The organism is Agrobacterium sp. LEGMi-208b, assembly GCF_059511785.1.
The window spans coordinates 2,491,395-2,513,996 of record NZ_CM183445.1 but is presented as its reverse complement, the minus strand read 5'-3'; the positions used below and the strand labels follow the sequence as shown (position 1 = coordinate 2,513,996).

The 22,602-nt window shown below is 59.6% G+C and carries 21 protein-coding genes; 5 read left to right on the top strand and 16 right to left on the bottom strand.

Annotated features, from left to right (window positions below; genetic code table 11):
* Positions 1-249: 249 nt before the first annotated feature.
* Positions 250-423: a hypothetical protein gene (locus tag AC5YUO_RS12125; protein WP_003522343.1), complete on the top strand. Its 174-nt coding sequence runs from the start codon at positions 250-252 to the stop codon at positions 421-423.
* A 147-nt stretch (positions 424-570) separates the two neighbouring features.
* Here the strand turns inward: AC5YUO_RS12125 and AC5YUO_RS12120 are convergent, their stop codons facing one another.
* The 3 genes from AC5YUO_RS12120 to AC5YUO_RS12110 form a co-directional block, all read right to left on the bottom strand.
* Entirely contained in the window at positions 571-1,449 is an 879-nt protein-coding gene (locus tag AC5YUO_RS12120) for a 50S ribosomal protein L11 methyltransferase (RefSeq protein ID WP_496153467.1), read from the bottom strand.
* 80 nt (positions 1,450-1,529) lie between these two features.
* Positions 1,530-2,138, bottom strand: a complete 609-nt coding sequence (sco, locus tag AC5YUO_RS12115; protein ID WP_496153466.1) for a cytochrome oxidase assembly protein Sco — start codon at positions 2,136-2,138, stop codon at positions 1,530-1,532.
* A 140-nt stretch (positions 2,139-2,278) separates the two neighbouring features.
* Positions 2,279-2,566 (bottom strand): hypothetical protein, encoded by a 288-nt coding sequence (locus tag AC5YUO_RS12110; RefSeq protein ID WP_496153465.1) that lies wholly within the window; start codon positions 2,564-2,566, stop codon positions 2,279-2,281.
* Between the two features lie 97 nt (positions 2,567-2,663).
* On the opposite strand from AC5YUO_RS12110, the gene AC5YUO_RS12105 reads away from it, so the two are divergent.
* On the top strand, positions 2,664-3,131 hold the full coding sequence (locus tag AC5YUO_RS12105; RefSeq protein WP_004430791.1) for a chemotaxis protein CheW: 468 nt from the start codon (positions 2,664-2,666) through the stop codon (positions 3,129-3,131).
* A 213-nt stretch (positions 3,132-3,344) separates the two neighbouring features.
* On the opposite strand, the gene AC5YUO_RS12100 is transcribed toward AC5YUO_RS12105, so the two are convergent.
* Genes AC5YUO_RS12100 through gcvA form a run of 3 tightly spaced genes read right to left on the bottom strand, consistent with a single transcriptional unit; the run spans position 3,345 to position 5,437 of the window.
* Positions 3,345-3,836: a CreA family protein gene (locus AC5YUO_RS12100; protein ID WP_035220532.1), complete on the bottom strand. Its 492-nt coding sequence runs from the start codon at positions 3,834-3,836 to the stop codon at positions 3,345-3,347.
* 46 nt (positions 3,837-3,882) lie between these two features.
* Positions 3,883-4,491 (bottom strand): 3'-5' exonuclease, encoded by a 609-nt coding sequence (locus AC5YUO_RS12095; protein WP_400813324.1) that lies wholly within the window; start codon positions 4,489-4,491, stop codon positions 3,883-3,885.
* A gap of 43 nt (positions 4,492-4,534) precedes the next feature.
* Positions 4,535-5,437, bottom strand: a complete 903-nt coding sequence (gene gcvA, locus AC5YUO_RS12090; RefSeq protein WP_496153464.1) for a transcriptional regulator GcvA — start codon at positions 5,435-5,437, stop codon at positions 4,535-4,537.
* A gap of 198 nt (positions 5,438-5,635) precedes the next feature.
* On the opposite strand from gcvA, the gene AC5YUO_RS12085 reads away from it, so the two are divergent.
* Both AC5YUO_RS12085 and AC5YUO_RS12080 read left to right on the top strand, forming a co-directional pair.
* The gene (locus tag AC5YUO_RS12085; protein ID WP_496153463.1) at positions 5,636-6,562 is read left to right on the top strand and encodes a DMT family transporter; all 927 of its coding nucleotides are present in this window, start codon (positions 5,636-5,638) and stop codon (positions 6,560-6,562) included.
* 296 nt (positions 6,563-6,858) lie between these two features.
* Positions 6,859-7,395 (top strand): GNAT family N-acetyltransferase, encoded by a 537-nt coding sequence (locus AC5YUO_RS12080; protein WP_496153462.1) that lies wholly within the window; start codon positions 6,859-6,861, stop codon positions 7,393-7,395.
* A gap of 4 nt (positions 7,396-7,399) precedes the next feature.
* Here the strand turns inward: AC5YUO_RS12080 and AC5YUO_RS12075 are convergent, their stop codons facing one another.
* From AC5YUO_RS12075 to AC5YUO_RS12035, 9 genes are all read right to left on the bottom strand, one after another.
* Entirely contained in the window at positions 7,400-8,296 is an 897-nt protein-coding gene (locus AC5YUO_RS12075) for an aminoglycoside phosphotransferase family protein (RefSeq protein ID WP_496153461.1), read from the bottom strand.
* 65 nt (positions 8,297-8,361) lie between these two features.
* Positions 8,362-10,536 (bottom strand): NAD-dependent DNA ligase LigA, encoded by a 2,175-nt coding sequence (ligA, locus tag AC5YUO_RS12070; RefSeq protein ID WP_496153460.1) that lies wholly within the window; start codon positions 10,534-10,536, stop codon positions 8,362-8,364.
* A gap of 115 nt (positions 10,537-10,651) precedes the next feature.
* Positions 10,652-12,325: a DNA repair protein RecN gene (recN, locus tag AC5YUO_RS12065; protein WP_496153459.1), complete on the bottom strand. Its 1,674-nt coding sequence runs from the start codon at positions 12,323-12,325 to the stop codon at positions 10,652-10,654.
* 15 nt (positions 12,326-12,340) lie between these two features.
* Positions 12,341-13,207 (bottom strand): outer membrane protein assembly factor BamD, encoded by an 867-nt coding sequence (locus AC5YUO_RS12060; RefSeq protein ID WP_400813317.1) that lies wholly within the window; start codon positions 13,205-13,207, stop codon positions 12,341-12,343.
* A gap of 234 nt (positions 13,208-13,441) precedes the next feature.
* Positions 13,442-14,401 (bottom strand): UDP-3-O-acyl-N-acetylglucosamine deacetylase, encoded by a 960-nt coding sequence (lpxC, locus tag AC5YUO_RS12055; protein ID WP_400813316.1) that lies wholly within the window; start codon positions 14,399-14,401, stop codon positions 13,442-13,444.
* Positions 14,402-14,666: 265 nt separating this feature from the next.
* Positions 14,667-16,421, bottom strand: a complete 1,755-nt coding sequence (ftsZ, locus tag AC5YUO_RS12050; protein ID WP_496153458.1) for a cell division protein FtsZ — start codon at positions 16,419-16,421, stop codon at positions 14,667-14,669.
* 92 nt (positions 16,422-16,513) lie between these two features.
* Positions 16,514-17,845, bottom strand: coding sequence for a cell division protein FtsA (ftsA, locus tag AC5YUO_RS12045; RefSeq protein WP_004442783.1), 1,332 nt, complete (start codon positions 17,843-17,845; stop codon positions 16,514-16,516).
* A complete protein-coding gene (locus tag AC5YUO_RS12040) occupies positions 17,842-18,774 on the bottom strand; it encodes a cell division protein FtsQ/DivIB (protein WP_496153457.1) in 933 nt (310 codons plus the stop codon). The genes ftsA and AC5YUO_RS12040 overlap by 4 nt, the downstream gene beginning before the upstream one ends.
* On the bottom strand, positions 18,762-19,688 hold the full coding sequence (locus AC5YUO_RS12035) for a D-alanine--D-alanine ligase (RefSeq protein WP_269703292.1): 927 nt from the start codon (positions 19,686-19,688) through the stop codon (positions 18,762-18,764). Before AC5YUO_RS12035 ends, AC5YUO_RS12040 begins: the two co-directional genes overlap by 13 nt.
* Before the next feature lie 543 nt (positions 19,689-20,231).
* On the opposite strand from AC5YUO_RS12035, the gene AC5YUO_RS12030 reads away from it, so the two are divergent.
* Positions 20,232-21,536 (top strand): MFS transporter, encoded by a 1,305-nt coding sequence (locus AC5YUO_RS12030; RefSeq protein ID WP_496153456.1) that lies wholly within the window; start codon positions 20,232-20,234, stop codon positions 21,534-21,536.
* A gap of 71 nt (positions 21,537-21,607) precedes the next feature.
* Here AC5YUO_RS12030 and AC5YUO_RS12025 read toward each other — a convergent pair whose 3' ends face one another.
* Positions 21,608-22,417 (bottom strand): GGDEF domain-containing protein, encoded by an 810-nt coding sequence (locus tag AC5YUO_RS12025; protein ID WP_496153455.1) that lies wholly within the window; start codon positions 22,415-22,417, stop codon positions 21,608-21,610.
* Between the last annotated feature and the right edge of the window lie 185 nt (positions 22,418-22,602).

Genomic DNA, 22,602 nt, shown 5'->3' with positions numbered 1-22,602 from the left:
CCGTCAAATCATTGGCGCGCAACGACAATGCCACGCGGACAAAGCCGGTTTCAAGCCATATATGACAGACAGGATTACGGCGATAAATTGTGCATTTTTTGCGAAATAAGTAATACTCAAGGCAAAGAGCCATGCGAAATACGCACGCCTACCGTGACGTATCCCCTCTAACCAAACAAAAACACATCGCTTATATCAGGATCAACACAGCGAGAGAGACACTCTCCTGGCAAACAAGGATTTGAAGCAATGGCAAAATCTTTCCTCCGCACCGCCTTCGATCGCGTCGTTGAAGCACGCGAGCGTCAGGTCAGCCGCCATGTCAACGCCGCCCTTCTGAACCTCGACGACAAGTCGCTCGAAGCGCTCGGCATGAACCGCGCCGATCTGCGTCGCAAGGCAAAGTCCAGCTACGTATTCTGATCACATCAGGCGCGGCGACCCTCCCTCCCCCGCGTCTGAACAAGAATACGTCGACCCGCTTGAGCAAGCTCCTCCCATGCTCGCGGGTTCCCAGGCGGCGCGAAAGCGCCGCCTTTTCTTTTGTCCGAAAGGGATGCTGCGGAAACTTCAGTCCTTGCGCAGATGCAGCGTCACCCAGCCATTGCGCCAGATGGTGCGGACGTGGGAAAGCCTTGCGCCATTATAGGCGGAAAGCACCTTCCAGCGCTGTGATGCGAGAATTCCCGACAGGATGACGGTGCCGCCGGGCGCCAGATGCGCGACGAGTTGCGGTGCCATCTTGATGAGCGGCCGCGCCAGAATATTGGCGATGATGAGATCGAACGGGCCATGCTTGCGAAAGGCATCCGAGTGGAAACCCGGCGCGGTCTCCAGCGCCATCCCGGAGACGATGCCGTTCAGCCGCACATTCTCCTTCGCCACCTTCACGGCGATGGGATCGATATCCGTCGCCAGCACCGGAATGGGACGCATCTTGCGCACGGCGATGGCAAGAACGCCACTGCCGGTGCCGAGATCGAGCGCATTGCGCACGGTCCGTGCCCGCAGAACCTCCTCGATCATTTCAAGGCAGCCTGCCGTCGTGCCGTGATGGCCGGTGCCGAAAGCCTGACCCGCCTCGATTTCAATCGCCAGATCGTTCGCCTGCACCTTGTCGCGATCATGCGCGCCATGCACGATGAAGCGCCCCGCCCGAACCGGCTTCAGCCCCTCGAGAGACTTGGCGATCCAGTCGACATCAGGAACGGTCTCCTTCTCGATGACGAGACCGGGGAAGACAGGAGCAAGCAGCGCGCTGACGCGCGCGCGGAACTCCTCTTCCTGATCGGCCATCAGATAAACCGAGGCTTCCCAGATGTCGCGCTTCTCATCCACCTCGGTCGTGGCGATCGCGACATCCTCCTCACCGAAATAGTCCGACATGAGATCGAGGATTTCACCAGCCTGAATTTCGGTCGTGGTGACATAGAGGCGGATTTCGCTCACGGCGGGCTGCTTTCTCTGGCTAGGGCTACTCAATCTGCCTTTGCCACAAAACCTTCATCAGTCCAATAAGCCCGTCGCAATTATGCCTTCGCGCCCTTCAGAAGATTCTGGAGCTTCTGCTCGGCAACATCAGGGTTTTCACCATAGGCGATCGTTCCGGCAAAGCGGCCATTGGCGTCAAGCAGGATCACCGATGCCGTATGATCCATGGTGTAATCGCCATTTGGATCCTTCTCGTCCACCGGCACCTTCTTGGCATAGATGCGATAGCCTTTCAGCGTCTCGGCAATCTTGTCGACCGGGCCGGTAATGCCGGTGATCCGCTTCGAGACGTTGGAGACATATTGCTGCATGATCTCAGGCGTATCGCGCTCGGGATCGACGGAAACGAAATAAGCCTGCAGCTTGTCGCCGGCCGGATCCACCTTTTCCATCCAGCCGTTCAGCTCGAACAGGGTTGTGGGGCAGACTTCCGGGCAATGGGTGAAACCGAAGAACAGCGCGGTCGGCTTGCCCTGAAACGCCTTTTCGGTGATCGGCTGGCCGTTTTGCGCGGTCAGTTCAAACGGCACGCCATAGGCCGTCTCGACCATCTGCTCGCGGGTCTTCGTCATCTCGATCGTCAACCAGCTGACGACACCGGCGAGAACGAGCACAACGGCCCACAATACGATGCGAATGTTTCTCATTGTCCAATCCTACCCCGAAAGCTGGCGGCATGTCGCAAGCCTGGCAGACAGATAACGAAAGGCGACGGGGACGGCAAATCAACTGGACGTATTTGGACTAACCGCGCTGATTTGTCACAAAGCCCGAACTGGAAAACGCGTCATAGACACCAGGCAATGCCGCTCTGTACCGTGGACAGGAAAATATCCGTGCTGTGCCGCACCCAGCCCTCAAAGGCAAGAAGCACAACGGCAAGTGAGGCCGCCGCCGCAAGACTTGCCAGAATAAACTTCAGCGGATGGGAAACGAGCATGTTCATATGCTCATCATAACCTGTTTGCTTGAGCGCGAAAACCGCCAAAATACTGGGTTTTGCCGGCGGGACCGGGGCAATTGTTAGGGAAAGTTTAAAATCTTGCTGTGCATGATGACCATAGCGGTTTTTCAAGCCTCGACATGATGTCTCCCGGTCCATTCTCCGGCCACCGCATAAAGCTCAATCCTGCGCGGGCCTGTTAGAGAGCCATCAGAGGAAACCTGCCGTCATGTCCAACGCCATCAAGCAATCCGGCGCATATCTCGAAATCGTCTCCTTCCATCTGAGCGATCAGGAATTCTGCATCGACATCATGGCGATCCGCGAAATCCGTGGCTGGGCACCGGTCACCCCGATGCCGCACACGCCGCCCTATGTTCTCGGTCTCATCAACCTGCGCGGCGCCGTCATTCCCGTCATCGACATGGCCGGCCGCCTCGGCATGAAGATGACCGAACCGTCCGAGCGCTCCGCCATCATCGTCACCGATATCGGCGGCAAGCTGGTCGGCCTCCTGGTGGAACAGGTCTCCGACATGATGACCATCCGCTCCGAAGACCTGCAGCCTGCGCCGGATATCATTCCCGAAGAGCAGCGCAGCTTCTGCCGCGGCATCGTGGCGCTGGAAAAGAGCATGGTCTGCTTCCTCAACCTCGACACGGTCATTGCGGACGAGTTGGCGCGCGAAGCGGCCTGATTAAATCGGCCGATTTCACATTGATAATAAACGGGTAGATCTTGCGACTTATCTTGAGGGGCACGGCCGGGCTGTAAACCTCTCCTCCGTCATGCTCGGGCTTGTCCCGAGCATCTGCAACCTATCATTTTAAGATACGTGATTGGATCCTCGGGACAAGCCCGAGGATGACGTCGCGGTTGAGTTATGCGCAGCAGCGCGGGTGGCAAACCCTCAAGGCTTGCCCTTCTGCCACGTCACCTGCTGATTATAAAGCGGCACCGTCGATATCGCCATCTTGGCCGAACCGTCGGTCAGTTCCCGCGCATGGACCAGGTAAATCAGCGTGTCATTCGCCTTGTCGTAGACACGGCTGACGACGAGCTTCTTCCACACCAGCGACATGCCCTGCCGGAACACCTCTTCCCCGCCCTTCGACAGATCGATATCGCCGATCTCCACCGGTCCCGTCTGGCTGCAGGAAATGGCGTTGTTGGACGGGTCTTCGAACCAGTTGCCGTTCTTCAGCCGGTCGATGACGCCGCGCTCGAAATAGGTAACGTGGCAGGTGACACCCTTGATCTTCGGATCCGCGATCGCCTCGATGACGATGTCATTGCCGATCCAGTCGACGCCCACCTCGCCAACGACCTGCGAATGCGCCGCTGTCACCGGAAGCAATGCCAGAAAGCCCGCAAACAAACCCGACAGAGTTTTCATCGTCATCGCATCTTCTCCGTTACGCTGCTTCAAACATAGGTGGAAGAAGGCGTTACGCAACCCGGGAGACAGCGCGTTTTTTCATGCTGCAGGGCTGGTAACCGGTGGAAGTGAGACGGCCGACCACCATGCCGATCTTTTCCGGCAGGTCTCGGACATGGGCGACGCGCAAGGCCTTGGCAGCGGCAATAGACGCAGCCGCGCAGACAACCGCGTCTTCGGCGGCATTGTGATGCACGAAACGCAGCTGGAGGTGATGGGCAATCACATTCAGCTTGTGCGATGCCAGATTGGGCCAGACATGGCGGGCAATCTTGACGCTGCACAGGTAGGAAAGATCCGGATAGGACTGCCGATATTTGTCGAACGACGCCCGCATGACGCTGAAATCAAAGGCGGCATTATGGGCAATCATGGTGGCGCCCTGGATATCGTCGATGAATTCCTCCATCACCTCGGGAAACTCCGGCGCATCCTCGACATCATCAGGGCGAATGCCGTGCACGGCAATGTTGAAGGGCGAAAACCGCATGTCCTTCGGACGGATGAGACGTTCTTCCACGCGAACGATCTCACCCTCTTCTATCCACGCAAGCCCGACGGAGCAGGCGCTGCCCCGTTCCTCATTGGCGGTTTCGAAATCGATGGCGATGGTTTTCAAGAGTGATTCCCGTTGTTTCATTCCGGCATAGACCGGATTGGCCTCAAAGAGAACCGGCCTCGGTCGAACGCGCCTGCGAAAGCATCCAGTCAATCAGCGTCACCAGATCGGGATTCTCCAGCATGCGTCGCGGATAAACGAGAAAATAGGCAAGCGTGCTGGCCATATCCTTCCCGAAGGGCGCAATCAATGCGCCTTCAGCCAGCTCGCGGGAAACGAGCGAACGCCGGGTGAGCGCAATGCCATGCCCGGCTTTTGCCGCATCCAGCGCGCCATTGCTGTCGATGAAGACCGTGCCTCCGGAGGCATCGACCTCGGATGCTCCTGCCGCCTCCAGCCAGCGCCGCCACTCATTGCGGTTTTCATCATGCAGAAGCGGCACGGATTTCAGATCTCCCGCCTCCTGAAGCGGCCCATATTTTTCCAGAAGCTGCGGCGAACAGACCGGCAGGGTGCTGTCATCGATGAAGCGGATGCTCTCCAGCCCTTCATATCGGCCAAAACCGTGCCGCACGGCGAGATCGACATCGTCCCGCGAAAAATCCACCAGCCGGTTCGTCACGCTGATGCGAACATCCACATGCGGGTGTTGCTGCTGAAAGGCAGGCAATCTCGGCATCAGCCATTGCACGGCGAAAGTCGGCGTACAGCTCAGCGTCAGAACCGTGATCTCGGAGCGCGCCGTCAATTCCGCCGTCGCTTCGCGCATCATCCGAAAGGCGGTGCGGAGCGCGCCGTAATAACGTTCCCCCTCCCGCGTCAGCTGGATGCTGCGCGGCTTTCGGGAAAAAAGCTGCACGCCAAGGCGCGCTTCCAGCTCCCGGATCTGCAGGCTGACCGCGCCGGGCGTGACGTTCAATTCGTTGGAAGCAAGCGTTACGCTGCGATACCGCGCTGCGGCCTCGAAGGCCTGCAACCCTTTCAGAGAGGGAAGTTCGGCTGCCATGATTTAGCTCATCTCAATTATCGCGCGAGAAACAATCGTTTGAATACACCATAAAACAGGGAGTAAATAGGCGCAACAGGACATGAAGCGTGGCGAAACACACACATTATTAGTTTGAGATAAACTCAACCGATATCGGGTGGATGACGGCAATCCCGTCTGCGATCATGTCGATACTGATGCTTTTGGGAGATGACGATGGCGATACAGAAACAGATGGATGCCGGTGAATGGGCGATGCTCGTCGCGCTTTCGCTCCTGTGGGGCGGATCGTTCTTTTTTGTCGGCGTCGCCGTCAAGGAACTGCCGCCCGTCACCATCGTCACGCTGCGCGTCAGTCTTGCGGCAATCGCGCTTCTGATCGTCTGCCGTCTCATGGGCCTTCGCCTGCCGCGCGAATGGGCGGTGTGGCGCGCCTTTTTCGGAATGGGGCTGCTCAACAACATCATTCCCTTCTGCCTGATCGTCTGGGGCCAGACCCAGATTGCCAGCGGGCTCGCCTCGATCCTCAATGCCACCACGCCCCTCTTCACCGTCATCGTCGCGCATTTTCTGACCGCTGACGAAAAAATGACCGGCAACAAGCTCACCGGCGTGCTGATCGGCTTTGCCGGCGTGGCGACGATGATCGGCCCGGCCGCCTTTGCCGGCTCGTCCGGCCTCTGGGGTCAGATCGCCATTCTCGGCGCCGCCATCTCCTATTCCTTCGCGGGCATATTCGGCCGCCGTTTCAAAGCCATGGGCGTGCCGCCGCTGATGACCGCCACCGGCCAGATTTCGTCTTCAACACTGATGCTGATCCCGGCCGCCCTCCTCATCGACAAGCCATGGACGCTCGCCATGCCGAGCCTTGGCACCTGGGGTGCACTGATCGGCATCGCCCTCCTGTCGACGGCGCTCGCTTACCTCATCTTCTTCCGTATTCTCGCAAGCGCCGGCGCCACCAACCTCGCTCTCGTCACCTTCCTCATCCCGGTCAGCGCCATCCTGCTCGGCTCGCTGCTTCTCGGGGAACAACTGGAAATAAAACACTTTGCCGGCATGGCGATGATCGCCGCCGGTCTTGCGGCGATCGATGGCAGATTGCTTTCCAGATTACGCCCGCCTCGCCAGCGGCTGCAGTGAAGTCAGGAAGATCGAGGTCGGCTTGCAAGATAGCGGCCTCGTTCTTTTCCTCTGACCCAGGTGTTTCCGGGAATGATCCCTGCCGTGCCGTCTTGACGCGCGGCGGCTCCTCTGGCCTTATGCCGCCATGACCGGCTTTGCTACCCACATGCATCTCACCGTGACCATTCGCCCCGCAGGGCGCGTGGCGGTGTCAGTGCGTTAGTCATCTGGTCATCCGTCCACCACCCTGCCGCAAATTGGCAGGGTTTGGTGTTTCCCGCTCTGCCTCGGCTGAATATCCAAGGAGAGCAGACATGCCGGAATGCGATATACCCTTACCCCTGGACCCCGATGCGCGCTGGCCCGAAGGCCTGTGTATTCGCGCCCGTACTCTGGCGGATGCGCCGGGGATAACAGCACTGCACAACATGACCGGATATCGCTACGGGACGCTGCGCTGGCCACACCACAATCCCGACGATATTCGCAAGGGGATAGAAACCCAGCCGGCCAACAGTTTTGCGCTGATTGCCATCCTGGACGGCAAGATCGTCGGTGATATCGGCTTGACGCGCCACACCAACCGCCGGGCGCATGCGGGCAGCATCGGCATGGGCGTTCATGATGCCTATAAGGGACGGGGAATCGGCAGCGCCATGATCGGCGAAATTCTCGCCATTGCGGATCGCTGGCTGGACCTGAAACGGATTGAACTGACCGTTTTCACCGACAATGAACCGGCGCTCGCGCTTTATCGCAAATTCGGCTTCGAGGTCGAGGGCCATCTGAAATCCTTCGCCTTCCGTGATGGCGATTATGTCGATGCCTATTGCATGGCGCGTCTGCGATAGCGGTTCAGACGGCTGCGGCGTGATCCGCAAACACATGCCGAATGGTCCGTCGCGACCATTCGGCCATTTTTTCGTTACGCCCGCGCTCGGCATCCAGCACGATCAGCGCCTTCCACAGTGCCCAGCCGCGCCCGCGCTGCCATGCAGTCTCATCCAGATCAAGCGCCCGGCGAAAAACGGCGCGGCTTTCGGCATCAAGCACATTCCACGCGAGAATAAAATCGGACGACGGGTCACCCACACCGGAACTGCCGAAATCGATGACGGCCGACAGGCGGCCGTCCTGCACCAGCAGATTACCTTCGGCAATGTCGCCATGCACCCACACGCCCTGCCCCCGCCAATGGCTCGAAAGCGCGAGCTGCCATATCTCCATGGCCAGCGCCTGATCCACCTCATCGGCAAGGCGCATCGCCGAGGCCCGCGCTTCTCCATCATAAACCGCGAGCGAACCGCCGCGATGAAAGTTATGCACACCGGCCCGCGGACCATCTGAAGCATCGATGTGATGCAGCGCCTTCAAAAACGCCGCAACATCACTGGCTATCGCCGAAAGATCGATGCTGTCCAGATGCCGGGCGAGAGGTTCGCCCTTTAGCCAGCGATAAACGGACCAGCAGAACGGATAAGTTTCGTCCGGCCGCCCCAGCGCCAATGGCGCCGGGATTGGGGAAGGCAGAAACGGTGCAAGGGTCGGCAACCACCGATGCTCCTTCTCCACCTGCGCCACATAGCGCTCAGCGCTCGGCATGCGGACCAGCATATCGTCACCCAGGCGAAAGCTGCGATTGTCCCAACCGCTCAGTTCCACCGGCTGAACATCGAGCGCCGCCCATTGCGGAAACTGGCTGGCGATCAGCGCCCGGACCTGCTGAGCGGTGACAACGATACGGTCATCCATGATGCACTTCCCCGTTGCAGGCGCAAACCTCTAGCGGTGCAAGACAACATGGCGATGACGCGGTATCAGCCGCCGATCAATGCCAGCCACTCGTCCTCATCCATGGTCTGCACGCCAAGTTCCGTCGCCTTGGCAAGCTTGGAGCCCGCCCCCGGCCCTGCGACGAGAATATCGGTCTTTTTCGAGACGGAACCGGCCACTTTCGCGCCGAGGCTTTCGGCGCGGGCCTTGGCCTCGTCACGAGTGAATTTTTCCAGCGAGCCGGTGAAGACAACCGTCTTGCCGGCCACCGGGCTACCTTCGGTCGAAGGCTTTTCAGCCTCCTTCGGCTGCAATTCGCGTATCAGCCGGTCGATGACATCGAGATTGCGCGGTTCCTTGTAGAACTCGATGATGGCGCGGGCCACGACCTCGCCAATGCCGTCGATACTGTTGAGTTCGGCCCAGGCGTCGCTTGCCAGATCCGCCGCCGCCTTCATGCTCTCTTCGAAGTGTTCGTAAGTGCCATAGGAGCGCGCCAGAAGCTTCGCCGTCGTCTCGCCCACATGGCGGATGCCGAGCGCGAAAATCAGGCGATGAAGATCGATCTCACGGCGGGCATCTATGGCATCGAACAGCTTCCTGACGCTGACCTTGCCGAAACCATCGATATTTTCGAGCTTGGTCAGATGGGATGCTTCCTGCCGCGCCTTCAGCGTAAAGATGTCTGGCGCGGTCTTGATAGAGAGTGCCGGATCATCGCTTTCGAAGAAGAAATCGATCTGTTTGGTGCCGAGCCCTTCGATATCGAAGGCATTGCGCGAGACGAAATGTTTGAGATGCTCCACCGCCTGCGCCCGGCAGACGAAACCGCCCGTGCAGCGCGTGACCGAATCGAGCTTGCCGGTCTTTTCATTGCGCTCCCGCACCGCATGGCTGCCGCAGACCGGACATTTTTCCGGGAACGCATATTTCACCGCCTCGGCCGGACGTTTCTCCAACAGCACGTCCAGCACCTGCGGAATGACATCGCCGGCGCGCTGCACGATGACCGTGTCACCGATGCGGATGTCATGATCCTCCGGGCGAATGCGCTCACCGCTATTGCCGATGCCTTCGATATAATCGGCATTGTGCAGTGTCGCATTGGTGACGACGACACCGCCGACGGTGATCGGGGTAAGACGTGCCACCGGCGTCAGCGCGCCGGTGCGTCCCACCTGGATTTCGATATTCTCGACCGTGGTGAAAGCCTGTTCGGCCGGAAATTTATGCGCGGTCGCCCAACGCGGGCTGCGCGAACGGAAGCCCAGCCTTTCCTGCAGATCGAGCCGGTCGACCTTATAGACCACGCCATCGATATCGTAATCGAGATCGGGCCGCGCGATGCCGATTTCATTATAATGCTCAAGCAATTGCTGGGCGGAGGTGAATCGCTTCATCAGCGGATTGACCGGAAATCCCCACTCCCGGAACTTCTCGACGATGCCATATTGCGTATCGGCAATCCGTGCCGGCTGACCGCCATTCGAAACCTCACCCAGAGCATAGGCAAAGAACCGCAGCTTGCGTCTCGCCGTCACATTGGCGTCGAGCTGGCGCAGAGAACCGGACGCCGTGTTGCGCGGGTTCACATAGGTCTGCTTGCCTTCCGCCTCCATCTGGGCGTTGAGCGCCATAAAGTCGCTCTTGGCCATATAGACTTCACCGCGCACCTCCACCACATCGGGCGCATCGGCAGGCAGGCTATTCGGAATTTCCTTGATGGTCATGATATTGGCGGTGACATTTTCACCCGTTGTGCCATCGCCGCGCGTCGCCGCTGTCTTCAGCCTGCGATTCTCATAGCGGATGGACATGGAAAGCCCGTCGATCTTCGGCTCGGCGGTAAAGGCGATGGAATCGTCGGGCAGATGCCCGAGGAAACGATAAACCGAAGCGACGAAATCCCGCAGATCCTCTTCGGAAAACGTATTGTCGAGCGACAGCATCGGCCGCGCATGCACGATGGGTGCGAAGGTCGGAAGCGGCGTGAAACCGACTTTTTTCGACGGGCTGTCGGCCCGCACCAACGCCGGGAAAGCCGCCTCGATGGCATCGTTACGCCGCTTCAGCGCGTCATATTCCGCATCTGAAATCTCCGGCGCGTCGTTGCCGTGGTAAAGCGCGTCATGGCGCGCAAGCTCAGCCGCCAGAAACGCAAGCTCGGAAGAGGCTTCAAGCTCGGTGAGGTTTTCGACGGATTTCTGGTCTTTCGACATGACGGCCTCTTTTCGGAATTACCGAACGCTTTTAGCCGAAATAAAACACAATAAAAACAGGTTTTGCCGTTGGACTCACAAGCCCAATCCGCTCGCACGGCGCAGTGGGCAGCTGTCAGTCCTTGGCAGCCAGCAGCCGCGCCGCCGCAGCCCTCGCCTCGTCCGTCACCGACGCGCCGGCGAGCATGCGGGCGATTTCTTCCGTGCGGTGTTTCGGCTCCATCGTCGCGACGCGGGTGGCAATGCGCTCGCTGCCGTCGCCGGATGGACCCTTGGAAATGAGAAGATGGGTCGCCGCCCGCGCTGCCACCTGCGGCGCATGGGTAACGGAGAGAACCTGCACGGTCTTCGACAGGCGGCGCAGCCGCTGGCCGATGGCATCCGCCACCGCGCCGCCGACACCCGTATCGATTTCATCGAACACCAGGGTCGGTGCCGAACCGCGATCCGCCAGCGCCACTTTCAGCGCCAGCAGGAAGCGGGACAATTCGCCACCCGAGGCCACTTTCATGATCGGGCCGGGACGCGTGCCCGGATTGGTCTGGACGTGAAATTCCACCGTGTCGATACCATCGGCCGTCGCCTGCTCGGGATCGGAGGTCACCTCGACGGTAAACCGCGCCCGTTCCAGCTTGAGCGCCGGTAATTCTGCCATGACAGCATTGGAAAGCGCATCCGCCGCATGGTGGCGTTTATCGGAAAGCGACTGGGCGGCCCGGTCGAAATCGGCCTTCACGACGCCGAGATTTGCTTCCAGCTTGCCGAGCTTTTCTTCACCGGCATCGAGATCGGCGAGATCGGCCACCATCTTTTCGGCGAGAGCCGGCAGGTCAGGCACGGCGACATTATATTTGCGACCGGCGGCGCGCAGCGCAAACAGCCGCTCCTCCACCCGCTCCAGCTCACGCGGATCGAATTCGGTGCGACGCAGCGCCGCCTCCACTTCCATCTGCGCGTTGGAGAGGCTGTCGAGCGCGGCATCCAGCAATTGCACGGTGTCTTCCAGCAGCCCGGGCGCTTCGTGGCTCTTGCGCTCCAGACGCCGCATCATCGAAGCGATGACAGGCACGGGCGAGGCATTGCCGTTCAGGAATTCGCTGGCTTCGGCGATATCGCCGGCAATGCGTTCGGATTTCTGCATCACCGCCCGGCGCTCGGCCAGTTCTTCCTCTTCACCATCCCGTGGCGAGAGTGTCTCCAACTCCTCGACGGAAGAACGCAGGTAATCCGCCTCACGGGCGGCGGCCTCCACCTTGGCGCGATGCGTCTTGAGCGCACGCTCGGCATCCTTCCAGGTGCGGTAAAGGCCCTGGACGGTACGGGCTTCGTCGCTCAGCCCGGCAAAGGCATCCAGCAGCGTGCGGTGGGCATCGGTGTCGACAAGCGCGCGATCATCATGCTGGCCATGGATTTCGACCAGCAATTGCCCGAGCTGGCGCATCATCTGCACGCTGATGGCCTGATCGTTGATATAAGCCTTGGTGCGCCCGTCCGAGGATTGCACCCGGCGGAAAATCAGGTCGCCATCGTCATCGAGACCGTTTTCGCGCAGGAGAAGCCGTGTCGGGTGACTGTTTGGGACTTCGAAAGTGGCGGTGACCTGCCCCTTGTCCTCGCCATGCCGTACAAGGCCGCCATCGCCGCGGCCACCAAGCGCCAGCGAGAGGCTGTCGAGAAGAATGGATTTGCCGGCGCCCGTTTCACCCGTCAACACGGAAAGGCCCGCCTCGAAACCGAGGTCGAGCCTTTCAATCAGGACGATATCGCGAATCGAGAGCTGGACCAGCATGGCCTATGCCCCGTCTCAGGCGCCGATAAGCTTCTTGCCGGCGCGCGAAATCCAGGACCCCTTGTTTTCCCGCGGTTCCAGCCCGCTGCCCTTCAGCAGCTTGTAGGAATCCGAATACCATTGGCTGTCAGGATAGTTGTTGCCGAGAACGGCGGCAGCGGTCTGCGCCTCGTCCACCAGGCCCATCGCATAATAGGCTTCCGTCAGACGCGCCAGCGCTTCCTCGATCTGGTTGGTGTTCTGGTATTGCTCGACGACAATGCGGAAACGCGAAACGGCGGCGAGATATTCCTTGCGCTCAAGGTAATAACGACCGACCTGCATCTCGCGGCCGGCGAGCTGGTCGCGGGCGAAACGGATCTTGGCCTGCGCGTCGGCGACATATTCCGAATCGGGATAGTCGTTGACGACCTTGTTCATCGCTTCGACGGTGCGCTGCGCTGCGCGCTGATCCTGTGTCACGTCGGAAATCTGCTTCGAATAGGCAAGGCCGATCATGTACTGAACGTAGGCCGCATCCTTGGAGCGCGGATATTGCCGCAGGAACCGGCTGCCGGTCGCAATGGCCACATCGTTCTTGTTGGTGCGCGTGGCGATGAAGGTCTGCATGACAAGCGCCTTCTGGCCCCACTCGGTGAAGGGATATTGCTTGTCGATCGCCTCGAACTTGCGTGAGGCTTCCGTCATGTTGCCGGCGTTCATGTTGGCAAGCCCCTGCTTGTACAGAACATCAGGCGGATCGGTCTCGACGCCGAGCTTGGTAATGTCGATATCCGGATCGGACTGGCAGGCCGTGACGGCGACACTTGCACCGACCAACAACAACGAAACGGCGATCCCCCGCATCGTACCCTTCATCGCACCAGACCCTACATGCTTCATTCGACAGTTCCCACTTCCCGCGCAAATACATAAGCATCGGCTTTGCACTGGCGTTCTAGCCATAAAAGCATCCGCAGGGCAACGCAATGATGACGCATTAACGCATTTTTATGGCATCGACCCGTGCAATCGCATGAATATCAGACGATATAACGCAACTTCTTGTTCGCATCACAAAAAAGCCGCCCCAAAAGGGAGCGGCTTTTTCTGTCAATTGATAGCCTGCGAACAAACTCACGCAGACCAGGGTGCGAATTCCGGCATATTGACCGCAACGAATTCGCGGGCGCGCACCATCTGGTGGCGGGCGGCCGGCGCTTCGACGATCTCATAGGCCGTGCGGTCGCTCAAAAGCGCTTTCAGCGCATTCGCATTGACCTTGTGGCCGCCGCGATAGGAGCGGTAGCAGCCGATGAACTGCGCGCCGGCAAGCGCCAGATCGCCCACGGCGTCCAGCGTCTTGTGACGGACGAACTCGTCCTTGGCGTAACGCAGGCCTTCCATGTTGATGACGCTGTTGTCGTCGGAGATGACGACCGAATTCTCAAGCGAGGAACCGAGCGCATAACCGGCAGCCCACAGACGCTCCACGTCACGCATGAAACCGAAGGTACGGGCGCGCGACAGTTCGCTCTTGAAGCTCTCCGCCGTCAGGTCACCCTTCCAGGACTGCCTGCCGATCAGCGGCGTATCAAAATCGATATCGACCTCGAAGCGCGTGCCGTCATAGGGACGGAACTCCGCCCAGGAGGCACCCGAATCGATGCGCACCGGCTTGATGACGCGAATATAACGACGCTTCACGCCGAGGTTCTTGATGCCGACCGATTCGATCGCTTCGATGAAGGGCGCGGAGCTGCCGTCCATGATCGGCGCTTCCGGACCGTCGACTTCAACGACGAGGTTGTCGAGGCCCATGGCGTAGATGGCAGCCATGACGTGCTCGATCGTCGCCACCGACTGGGAAAGCGAACGGCCGAGCACGGTGCACAGGTCGGTATTGCCGACATTGGCCGAAACCGCCTTCAACTCGGTAACGCTGCCATTGTCATGAAGGCGATGGAAGACGATGCCCGTTCCGGCTTCTGCGGGCTGGAACGTCATCGAAACCGGATTGCCGGAATGCACGCCAATGCCTTTAAGCTGAACAGCATGGGCGATAGTTGTCTGAAATCCGAGCAGTCCGATAGTCATGCGTATATGCCTTGTTTTGCAAACCGCGCCGCCTGGCGCCGTTCAAGTTTTCAAGCCGGTTTTGGCAACCGGCCAAGTCCGTATTTTCCCTTACCCAGCCTCATACATACGCACATGTAGGTGCCACGACAAATCACTGTTCGTTTCGGATTGTTACACGCGTAAACCTTTGAAAAGGCGAATTAATTTAGTGTTAATAACGTAAAATAAACAAAACGCCCGGATCGTGAAACCCGGGCGTTTAGAGAGGCGGATGGAATCGCTCTTAGTTGGACTGGCGGCGCAGGAAGGCCGGGATTTCCAGCTGGTCGTCGTCGTGATGGCTGGACGATGCAGGCGTTGCACGACCGTGGTCGTCAAGCTGGCCACGACGCGGCGCGTAGAGGCTGGCTTCCGGCGAAAGCGGCGCGCGGCGCTGCTGCGGAGCCATGCTCGGCGCATCCATCATGTCGGAGGGAACTTCTTCTTCTTCGCGGCGGCCAAGCGAGTTGGTGATGCGCTTCAGAAGACCCATCGGGCCACGCTCTTCCTGGGCAGCAGGAGCGGCATGGGTGCGATGGTCCAGCTCGGCTTTGACGACCGGCGGGAAGTCTTCGACCTTCGGCATGCGAACCGGCTCGGGCTGGCGGGCAACGGGTGCGGGTTCCTGATAGACCGGAGCCTGGGGCTGCTGCATGCGCGGTGCCGGAGCGGCGACCTGTTCCGGAGCATGATAGACCGGTGCCGGAGCAACCGGAGCCGGAGCGGCCTGCTGAACCGGCTGGGCCGGACGAAGGGTCGGCGCTTCAGCCGGAGACGATGCGAACAGCTTGCTCTGCGGACGGAAGTCCTGGGCCGGCTGCTGGTGTGCGGCAAAACCGAGTTCACGTTCCATTTCGGCTTCCGCCGAACGGATGGTCTGGGCGATCGGGTCTACGGCTTTCGGTGCCTGCGAGACTGCTGCAGGCTGTACTGCGGCCGGAGCGGAAGCAACGGCCGCGGAAGGACGGATAAGCGGCTTGGCAACGGCAGCTGCGGCGCGCATATCAGCGATGTTCTGCTCACCAACGCCTGCAACGCGATCGATGCCGGTTGCAACAACGGAGACGCGGATGAGACCTTCAAGCGCTTCGTCGAAGGTCGCGCCGAGGATGATGTTGGCATCCGGATCGACTTCTTCGCGAATACGGGTCGCAGCTTCATCGACTTCGAACAGGGTAAGGTCGCGACCGCCGGTGATGGAGATCAACAGGCCCTGTGCGCCCTTCATCGAGGTTTCGTCGAGCAGCGGGTTGGCGATGGCCGCTTCCGCAGCCTGCATTGCGCGGCCCGGACCGGAAGCCTCGCCAGTACCCATCATCGCGCGGCCCATTTCGCGCATGACCGAACGGACGTCGGCGAAGTCGAGGTTGATGAGACCTTCCTTCACCATCAGATCGGTGATGCAGGCAACGCCGGAATAGAGAACCTGGTCGGCCATGGCGAAGGCGTCGGCGAAGGTCGTCTTGTCGTTGGCAATGCGGAAGAGGTTCTGGTTCGGAATGACGATCAGCGTATCGACGGACTTCTGCAGTTCCTCGATGCCCTGTTCGGCAAGACGCATGCGGCGGCCGCCTTCGAAGTGGAAAGGCTTGGTGACGACGCCGACCGTCAGGATACCCTTGTTACGGGCAGCCTGCGCAACCACCGGGGCGGCACCGGTGCCGGTGCCGCCGCCCATGCCGGCGGTGACGAAGCACATGTGGGTGCCGTTCAGGTGATCGATGATCTCATCGATGCATTCTTCAGCGGCGGCGCGGCCGACTTCCGGCTGGGAACCGGCGCCGAGACCCTCGGTGACGTTGACGCCGAGCTGGATGACCCGATCCGCCTTCGTCATGGTCAGAGCCTGCGCATCCGTGTTGGCGACGACGAAGTCGACGCCCTGGAGGCCAGCCGTGATCATGTTGTTGACAGCGTTACCGCCACCGCCACCCACACCGAAAACGGTAATGCGTGGCTTCAGCTCGGTGATATCAGGCTTTTGCAGCTGTATCGTCATTTTACCATTCCTTCTTTCTCTGGCCGCATCGCCCCGCTGGCCGATTCTTGAAAACTCAACTCTGAAACCTCCGGCTTACGCCACGAGGCCACTCAAAAACTCTCTTTCAGCCATTGCCCCACCCGGGCTATCCGGCCGCTACCGTTACCAAACGGCGAGAACATTCCGCCTTGCGCCGCATGAATTTCGATGTCCGCCACCTGCGGATAGATCATCAGTCCGCAGGCGGTTGAGAATGCCGGTCCCTTCGCCGCTACCGGAAGACCGGCAACACCCATGGGGCGGCCGATACGAACGTTGCGGGCGAGAATGCGCCGTGCCGTTTCCGGCAGCCCCGTCAGCTGGCTTGCGCCGCCGGTCAGGACAACGCGCTTGCCGACGATGGGGCTGAAGCCGGACTTCTGGATACGATCACGGATCAATTCCAGCGTCTCTTCGATACGCGCCCGCACGATGCGGGTAACAAGGGCTCTTGAAACTTGCGATGGTTGATCGCGATCATCTTCGCCAATCGGCGGGATCGAAATCATGTCGCGCTCATCCGCGCCATTCAGCAAAGCCGAACCATGCACCACCTTCAGTCTCTCCGCATCTTCGATTCGTGTCGAGAGGCCTCGTGCAAGATCTGTCGTAACATGATGGCCGCCAAGGCCAATCGCGTCGGTGTGGATGAGACGGCCTTCGGCGAAAACCGAGATCGTCGTGGTGCCGCCGCCCATGTCGATGGCCGCGCAGCCGAGTTCGACTTCGTCATCCACCAGCGCCGCAAGGCCGCTGGCGTAAGGCGTTGCCACCATGCCTTCGACGGAAAGATGCGCGCGGTTGACGCAAAGCTCGAGATTCTTCAGCGCCGTGCGTTCCACAGTCACCACATGCATGTCGACGCCGAGAAGATCACCATACATGGAGAGCGGGTCACGGATGCCGCGCTCGCCATCCAGCGAATAACCCGTCGGCAGCGAATGCAGGATCGCCCGGTCCTGGCGCATGGACTGCTGGCTTGCCGCCACCAGAACCTTGCGCAGGTCGCTTGCTTCCACTTCCTGGCCGCCGAGATCGATGCTCGCGGTGTAGATGTCGCTTGCCAGCCGTCCGGCGGAAACATTGACGATCAGGCTGTCGACGGTGAGACCCGCCATGCGCTCGGCCGCATCGACAGACAGACGGATGACGCCTTCCAGCGCGTCGAGATCGGCGATCACGCCTGACTTCACGCCGCGCGAGCGCTGGTGGCCGATGCCGATGATTTCGACCTTGTGGGTGCGGCCGGGCAGAATTTCGCTTTCCTGACGCGGCGTCAGCCGGCCGATCATGCACACGACCTTGGTCGAGCCGATGTCCAGCACGGAGACGATGTGGCTGCGCTTGGAGGAAAGCGGCTTCAGGCGTGGCAGACCGAAATGGGAAGAACCGAAAAAGCTCATGTGTTCTTCTCCGCCTTCTTGAGAGCCTTGGTGCGCGCATCGACAGCGGCCTGACGGCGCTCCGTGGCGCCTTCGGTCAGCTGGATCGTGGTGCGGTCGGCCAGTCGGAGATCGACGGCGGCGACATCGCGCGACAGCACTTTTTCCTCGAGATCGAGCCGCGCCAGCAATTGCAGCGCCTGCGGCAGGTTCTCTTCCGGCAGCTTGACGACGATGCCGTTGTCGAGATGCAGATCCCAGCGGCGGCCGGCAATGCGGACATAAGCGCGGACACGGTTGCGAATTTCCGGCCAGTCGGCCAGCTGCTCGACGAAACCGGCGGCACCCGTTTCCGCGTCACGGCCGACGAAGAGCGGCAGGGCGGCGAATTTATTGTCCCGCAGCGGCGCGATCACGCTGCCGCTTTTTTCGATCAGCGAGAGTTCCGTTCCATGCTGCCAGATGCCGAAGGCCTGACGCTCCTTCAGCCGGACTTCCACGGTCTTGGGATAGACCTTGCGAATATCGACATCTTCCACCCAGGGAAGCTGGACCAGCTTGCGGCGCGCCGCATCGATATCGAGCGCGATCAGCGAGGTGCTGCCATCGAGGCCGAGAAGCTGGAAGACATCGATTTCCGAAGTCTGCAGATTGCCGGAAACCTTTACGTCCTCGACCGCAAACCCGGCAGCCGATGTCGTGGTCTGGGTGACGATATTGGTGTGGCCGCCGAGCGACATGCCGTAAAGTCCGGTCACCGCGTAAAAGGCGATGGCCGAAATCGTGCCGGTATGGGCGGGAATATGAATGCGTCCGGTCGCAAGGCTGACACCGAAACGCACGAAGCGACGTAGCGGACGCGGCAATACCATGCGGTCGTCGGCGCTGGCTGCCGCCGCGAATTGTTCGCGCTTTTTTGCCGTCGACTTTTTGCCGGTCACCGCAAACACGAAGCGTCCTCCACCATCCAGCTGACAAGGTTACCAAAGGAGCGGCCAGCATGGGCCGCCATTTCCGGCACCAGGGAGGTCGGCGTCATGCCCGGCTGCGTATTCACTTCAAGCCAGATAACTTCGCCATCTTCTGAGAAACGGTCGTCGTAACGAAAGTCTGAACGGCTTACGCCACGGCACCCGATCGCCTGATGCGCCATAACCGCCAATGTTTGAATCTTTTGGTAAATTTTCGGTGAAATTTCCGCGGGAATGACATGTTTCGAGCCACCGGCCGCGTATTTCGCATCGTAATCATAGAAATTGTGACCGAGAGGCACCACCTCGGTGACGCCGAGCGCCTCGCCGTCGAGCACGCCGCAGGTGAGTTCGCGCCCATGAATATAGCGCTCGACCATGACCTGATCGCCATAACGCCATTCCGACGAGGTGAGGATCTGCGGCGGATGCGACTGGTCTTCCTTGACGATGACGACGCCGAAGCTCGATCCCTCGCGCACCGGCTTCACCACATATGGTGGCGCAAGCGGATGTTCGCTGGTGAAATCGAAGCGGTTCATGACGCGCTCGGCAGCAACCGGGATGCCGGCGGCAGCGGCAACTTTCTTGGCCTGCGCCTTGTCCATGGCAAGGGCGGAAGCCAGCACGCCGGAATGGGTATAGGGAATGGCCAGATATTCGAGAATGCCCTGAATGGTGCCGTCTTCGCCGAAGGGGCCGTGCAGTGCATTGAAGGCGACATCCGGGCGCAATTCGGCGAGTACGGCGGCGACATCGCGCCCTACATCGACACGGGTGACCTTGTAGCCCTCGCCTTCGAGCGCAAGCGCGCAAGCGTTGCCCGACGAGAGGCTGACCGGCCGCTCCGACGAAAACCCACCCAAAAGAACAGCTACGTGCTTGCCGCCCATCGAACCCTCTGACACCAACTCTCCGTTACGAACCACGCCCGAACCGACCGAATTTGACGGACGGTGATTCTGGCACATGATCCTTGAGATCAGTTAAACGCCATTAAGGTTAATGAATCGTTTACTTTCGTTAACCGCCGCGTCCAACATGCCGAGTTCCGTTAAAGAATCAGCATCGATCCGGATTCCCTCCTTGGAATCAGAGAGTTGCGCGGATTGCAACATGCAGGTTTTCAATGATCGGAAATAAAACCGCCCTGGCGGGTTCGCCGCTTCGCGATGAAGGCAAGGTCGAAACGTTAACGGACGGGCTTATTCCCCAGACAAAATTATCTGGCGTTTCAGCATTTTAAATCCGCGGCCTGAATCAGTCTCTCAATCGCGGGACTGTGACCGGCGGTCCCCCGCAAGTCCTGTCATGTTCAACAATCACATTATTTGCATTATTTCTTTTTTAGCATTCCATAAGAACAAAAATTGCGTTAACGCAGTCATCGCCTCCCAAGGCATGACATTGCAATCATCCAAAATGGAACCAATACCATGACCGACGCGATATCTCCGGTATCGCCGACCGCTGACACTTCGAACGTTGTAAAGACAAATTCGCCTGCACGAGTTCTCACTGCCAGCCTGGTCGGCACGACCATCGAGTTTTTCGACTTTTACGTTTACGCCACGGCCGCAGTGCTCGTGTTCCCGGCCTTGTTCTTCCCGAACAATGACCCGATGACGGCGCTTCTGGCGTCCTTCGCCACCTTCTCCATCGCCTTCTTCGCCCGCCCGCTAGGCGCTGTGGTCTTCGGCCACTATGGTGACCGCGTCGGCCGCAAGACAACGCTTGTCGCCGCCCTGCTCACGATGGGCGTCTCGACGGTCGTGATCGGCCTCCTGCCCTCCTATGAGACCGCCGGCGTCCTCGCCCCGCTGTTGCTCGCGCTTTGCCGCTTCGGTCAGGGCTTCGGCCTTGGCGGCGAATGGGGCGGTGCCGTCCTGCTCGCCACGGAAAATGCCCCTCCCGGCAAACGCAGCTGGTATGGCATGTTCCCGCAGCTCGGCGCACCGGTCGGCCTGTTCCTCTCCTCCGGCGTCTTCTGGATCCTGCTACACTTCATGTCGCAGGAAGCCCTGCTCAGCTGGGGTTGGCGCATTCCCTTCGTCGCTTCGATCATCCTGATCGCGGTCGGCATGTGGGTTCGCCTGTCGATCACCGAAACGCCCGACTTCCAGAAGGCAATCGAAAAGGAAGAACGTGTGGCCGTGCCGGTTGCGGAACTGTTCCGCAACCATAAGCGCAGCCTCGTGCTCGGCACCTTTGTGGCGCTCGCCACCTTCGTGCTGTTCTATATCGGTACCGCCTATCTTCTGTCCTACAATGTCAAGGTCCTGAAAATTCCGTTCCTCGACGCGCTGGAAGTTCAGATCCTCGGCTCCATCGTCTTCGGTATCTTCATCCCGATCGCCGGCAAGCTCGCCGAAAGATTCGGCCGTCGTGAAATCCTGATCCTGACGACGGTGCTGATCGGCCTGTTCTCCTTCCTGCTGCCCGGCCTGATGTCCGGCGGTGAAGGTTCGATCTTCGTCTTCGCGGCTCTGGCCATGATGCTGATGGGCATGACCTACGGCCTGATTGGCACAGCGCTCGCCGCACCCTTCCCGACCCGGGTGCGCTATACCGGCTCGTCCATCACCTTCAACATGGCCGGCATCTTTGGCGCATCGCTGGCGCCTTACATCGCCACATGGCTGCAGGTGAATTACGGCATGGGTTACGTCGGTTATTATCTCTGCGTATCGGCCCTCATCACGCTGGCCTGCATTCTTCTGTCCCGCAAGGACGAAGTCTGATCCCAGATCATCGACGACAAAAAGCCCGCGAAACCTCCGTTTCGCGGGCTTTTCCTTGTCTGCTTTTGCCCTTAAGCCACGGCCTGGCGCCGCTCGACATGGCCGGTCATACAGACGCGATTGCGCCCCCCGCCCTTTGCCCGATAAAGCGCCAGATCGGCATTGTGCATGACCTTGTCGAAGATTTCGGCGTCGCCGCGAAAAGCAACCCCAATCGAAATCGTCACCGTGATCCGCAGATCTTGATGCTCTACCGGCGTCGTTTCGATCGCCGCGCGCACCCTTTCGCACATTTGCAGGAAGGCAAGCGGGCTGGTTTCCTGCACGACCACAAATTCCTCGCCGCCCAGACGGGCGACATGGGCCGGGGGATCAAAATGCTCTCTTATCCTGCGGGCCACGCCTGAAATGACAAGATCACCGACGAGATGGCTGTATCTGTCGTTCACCGACTTGAAATGATCGATATCGAGAAAGGCGACGCAATAGTCACTGCCGAGTTCGGCGCATGCCGCATAAAGGCCGAGCCGGTTGCTGAGGCCAGTCAGGGCGTCCGTATGGCTCAAATGCAGGAAGCGCTCGTGGGATTGCATGAGAATTTGCACTTCCTTGGCATTCAGCCAGCAAACCAGCAACGTCACCGTAAACGCCACAGCGCCGCCAAGCGTCACGCTCAGCATGATACCGTTGATGAGATCGGTCACCAGCCCGAATTGTGCAAGAAGCGTCAGGCCGCCCGTGCACATCACGATGACGATGACCGTCACGAGGCACGCGATACGGATGGAGAATTCCAGAGGGTCGAGCCGCCGCCGGCCCTCCAGCGTCGCGACCGAAAAACTCATCATCTCGATCGGTTTTTTCCAAAGACCCAAGATCATGCTCAAAAGTGCCTAAATCACGTAATGTCGTTGGTATTTCCAAATAAAAAAGCAATTTAATATTGAGGGAACGAGACCTCGCCTCACTCACTCTCGTATTTTCCCCCGATATTACGGGAAAAACTGTTGATCGACCGTTACGATACACGCAGCGGCCGGATCAACAGCAGGATTTTCTTGCGATA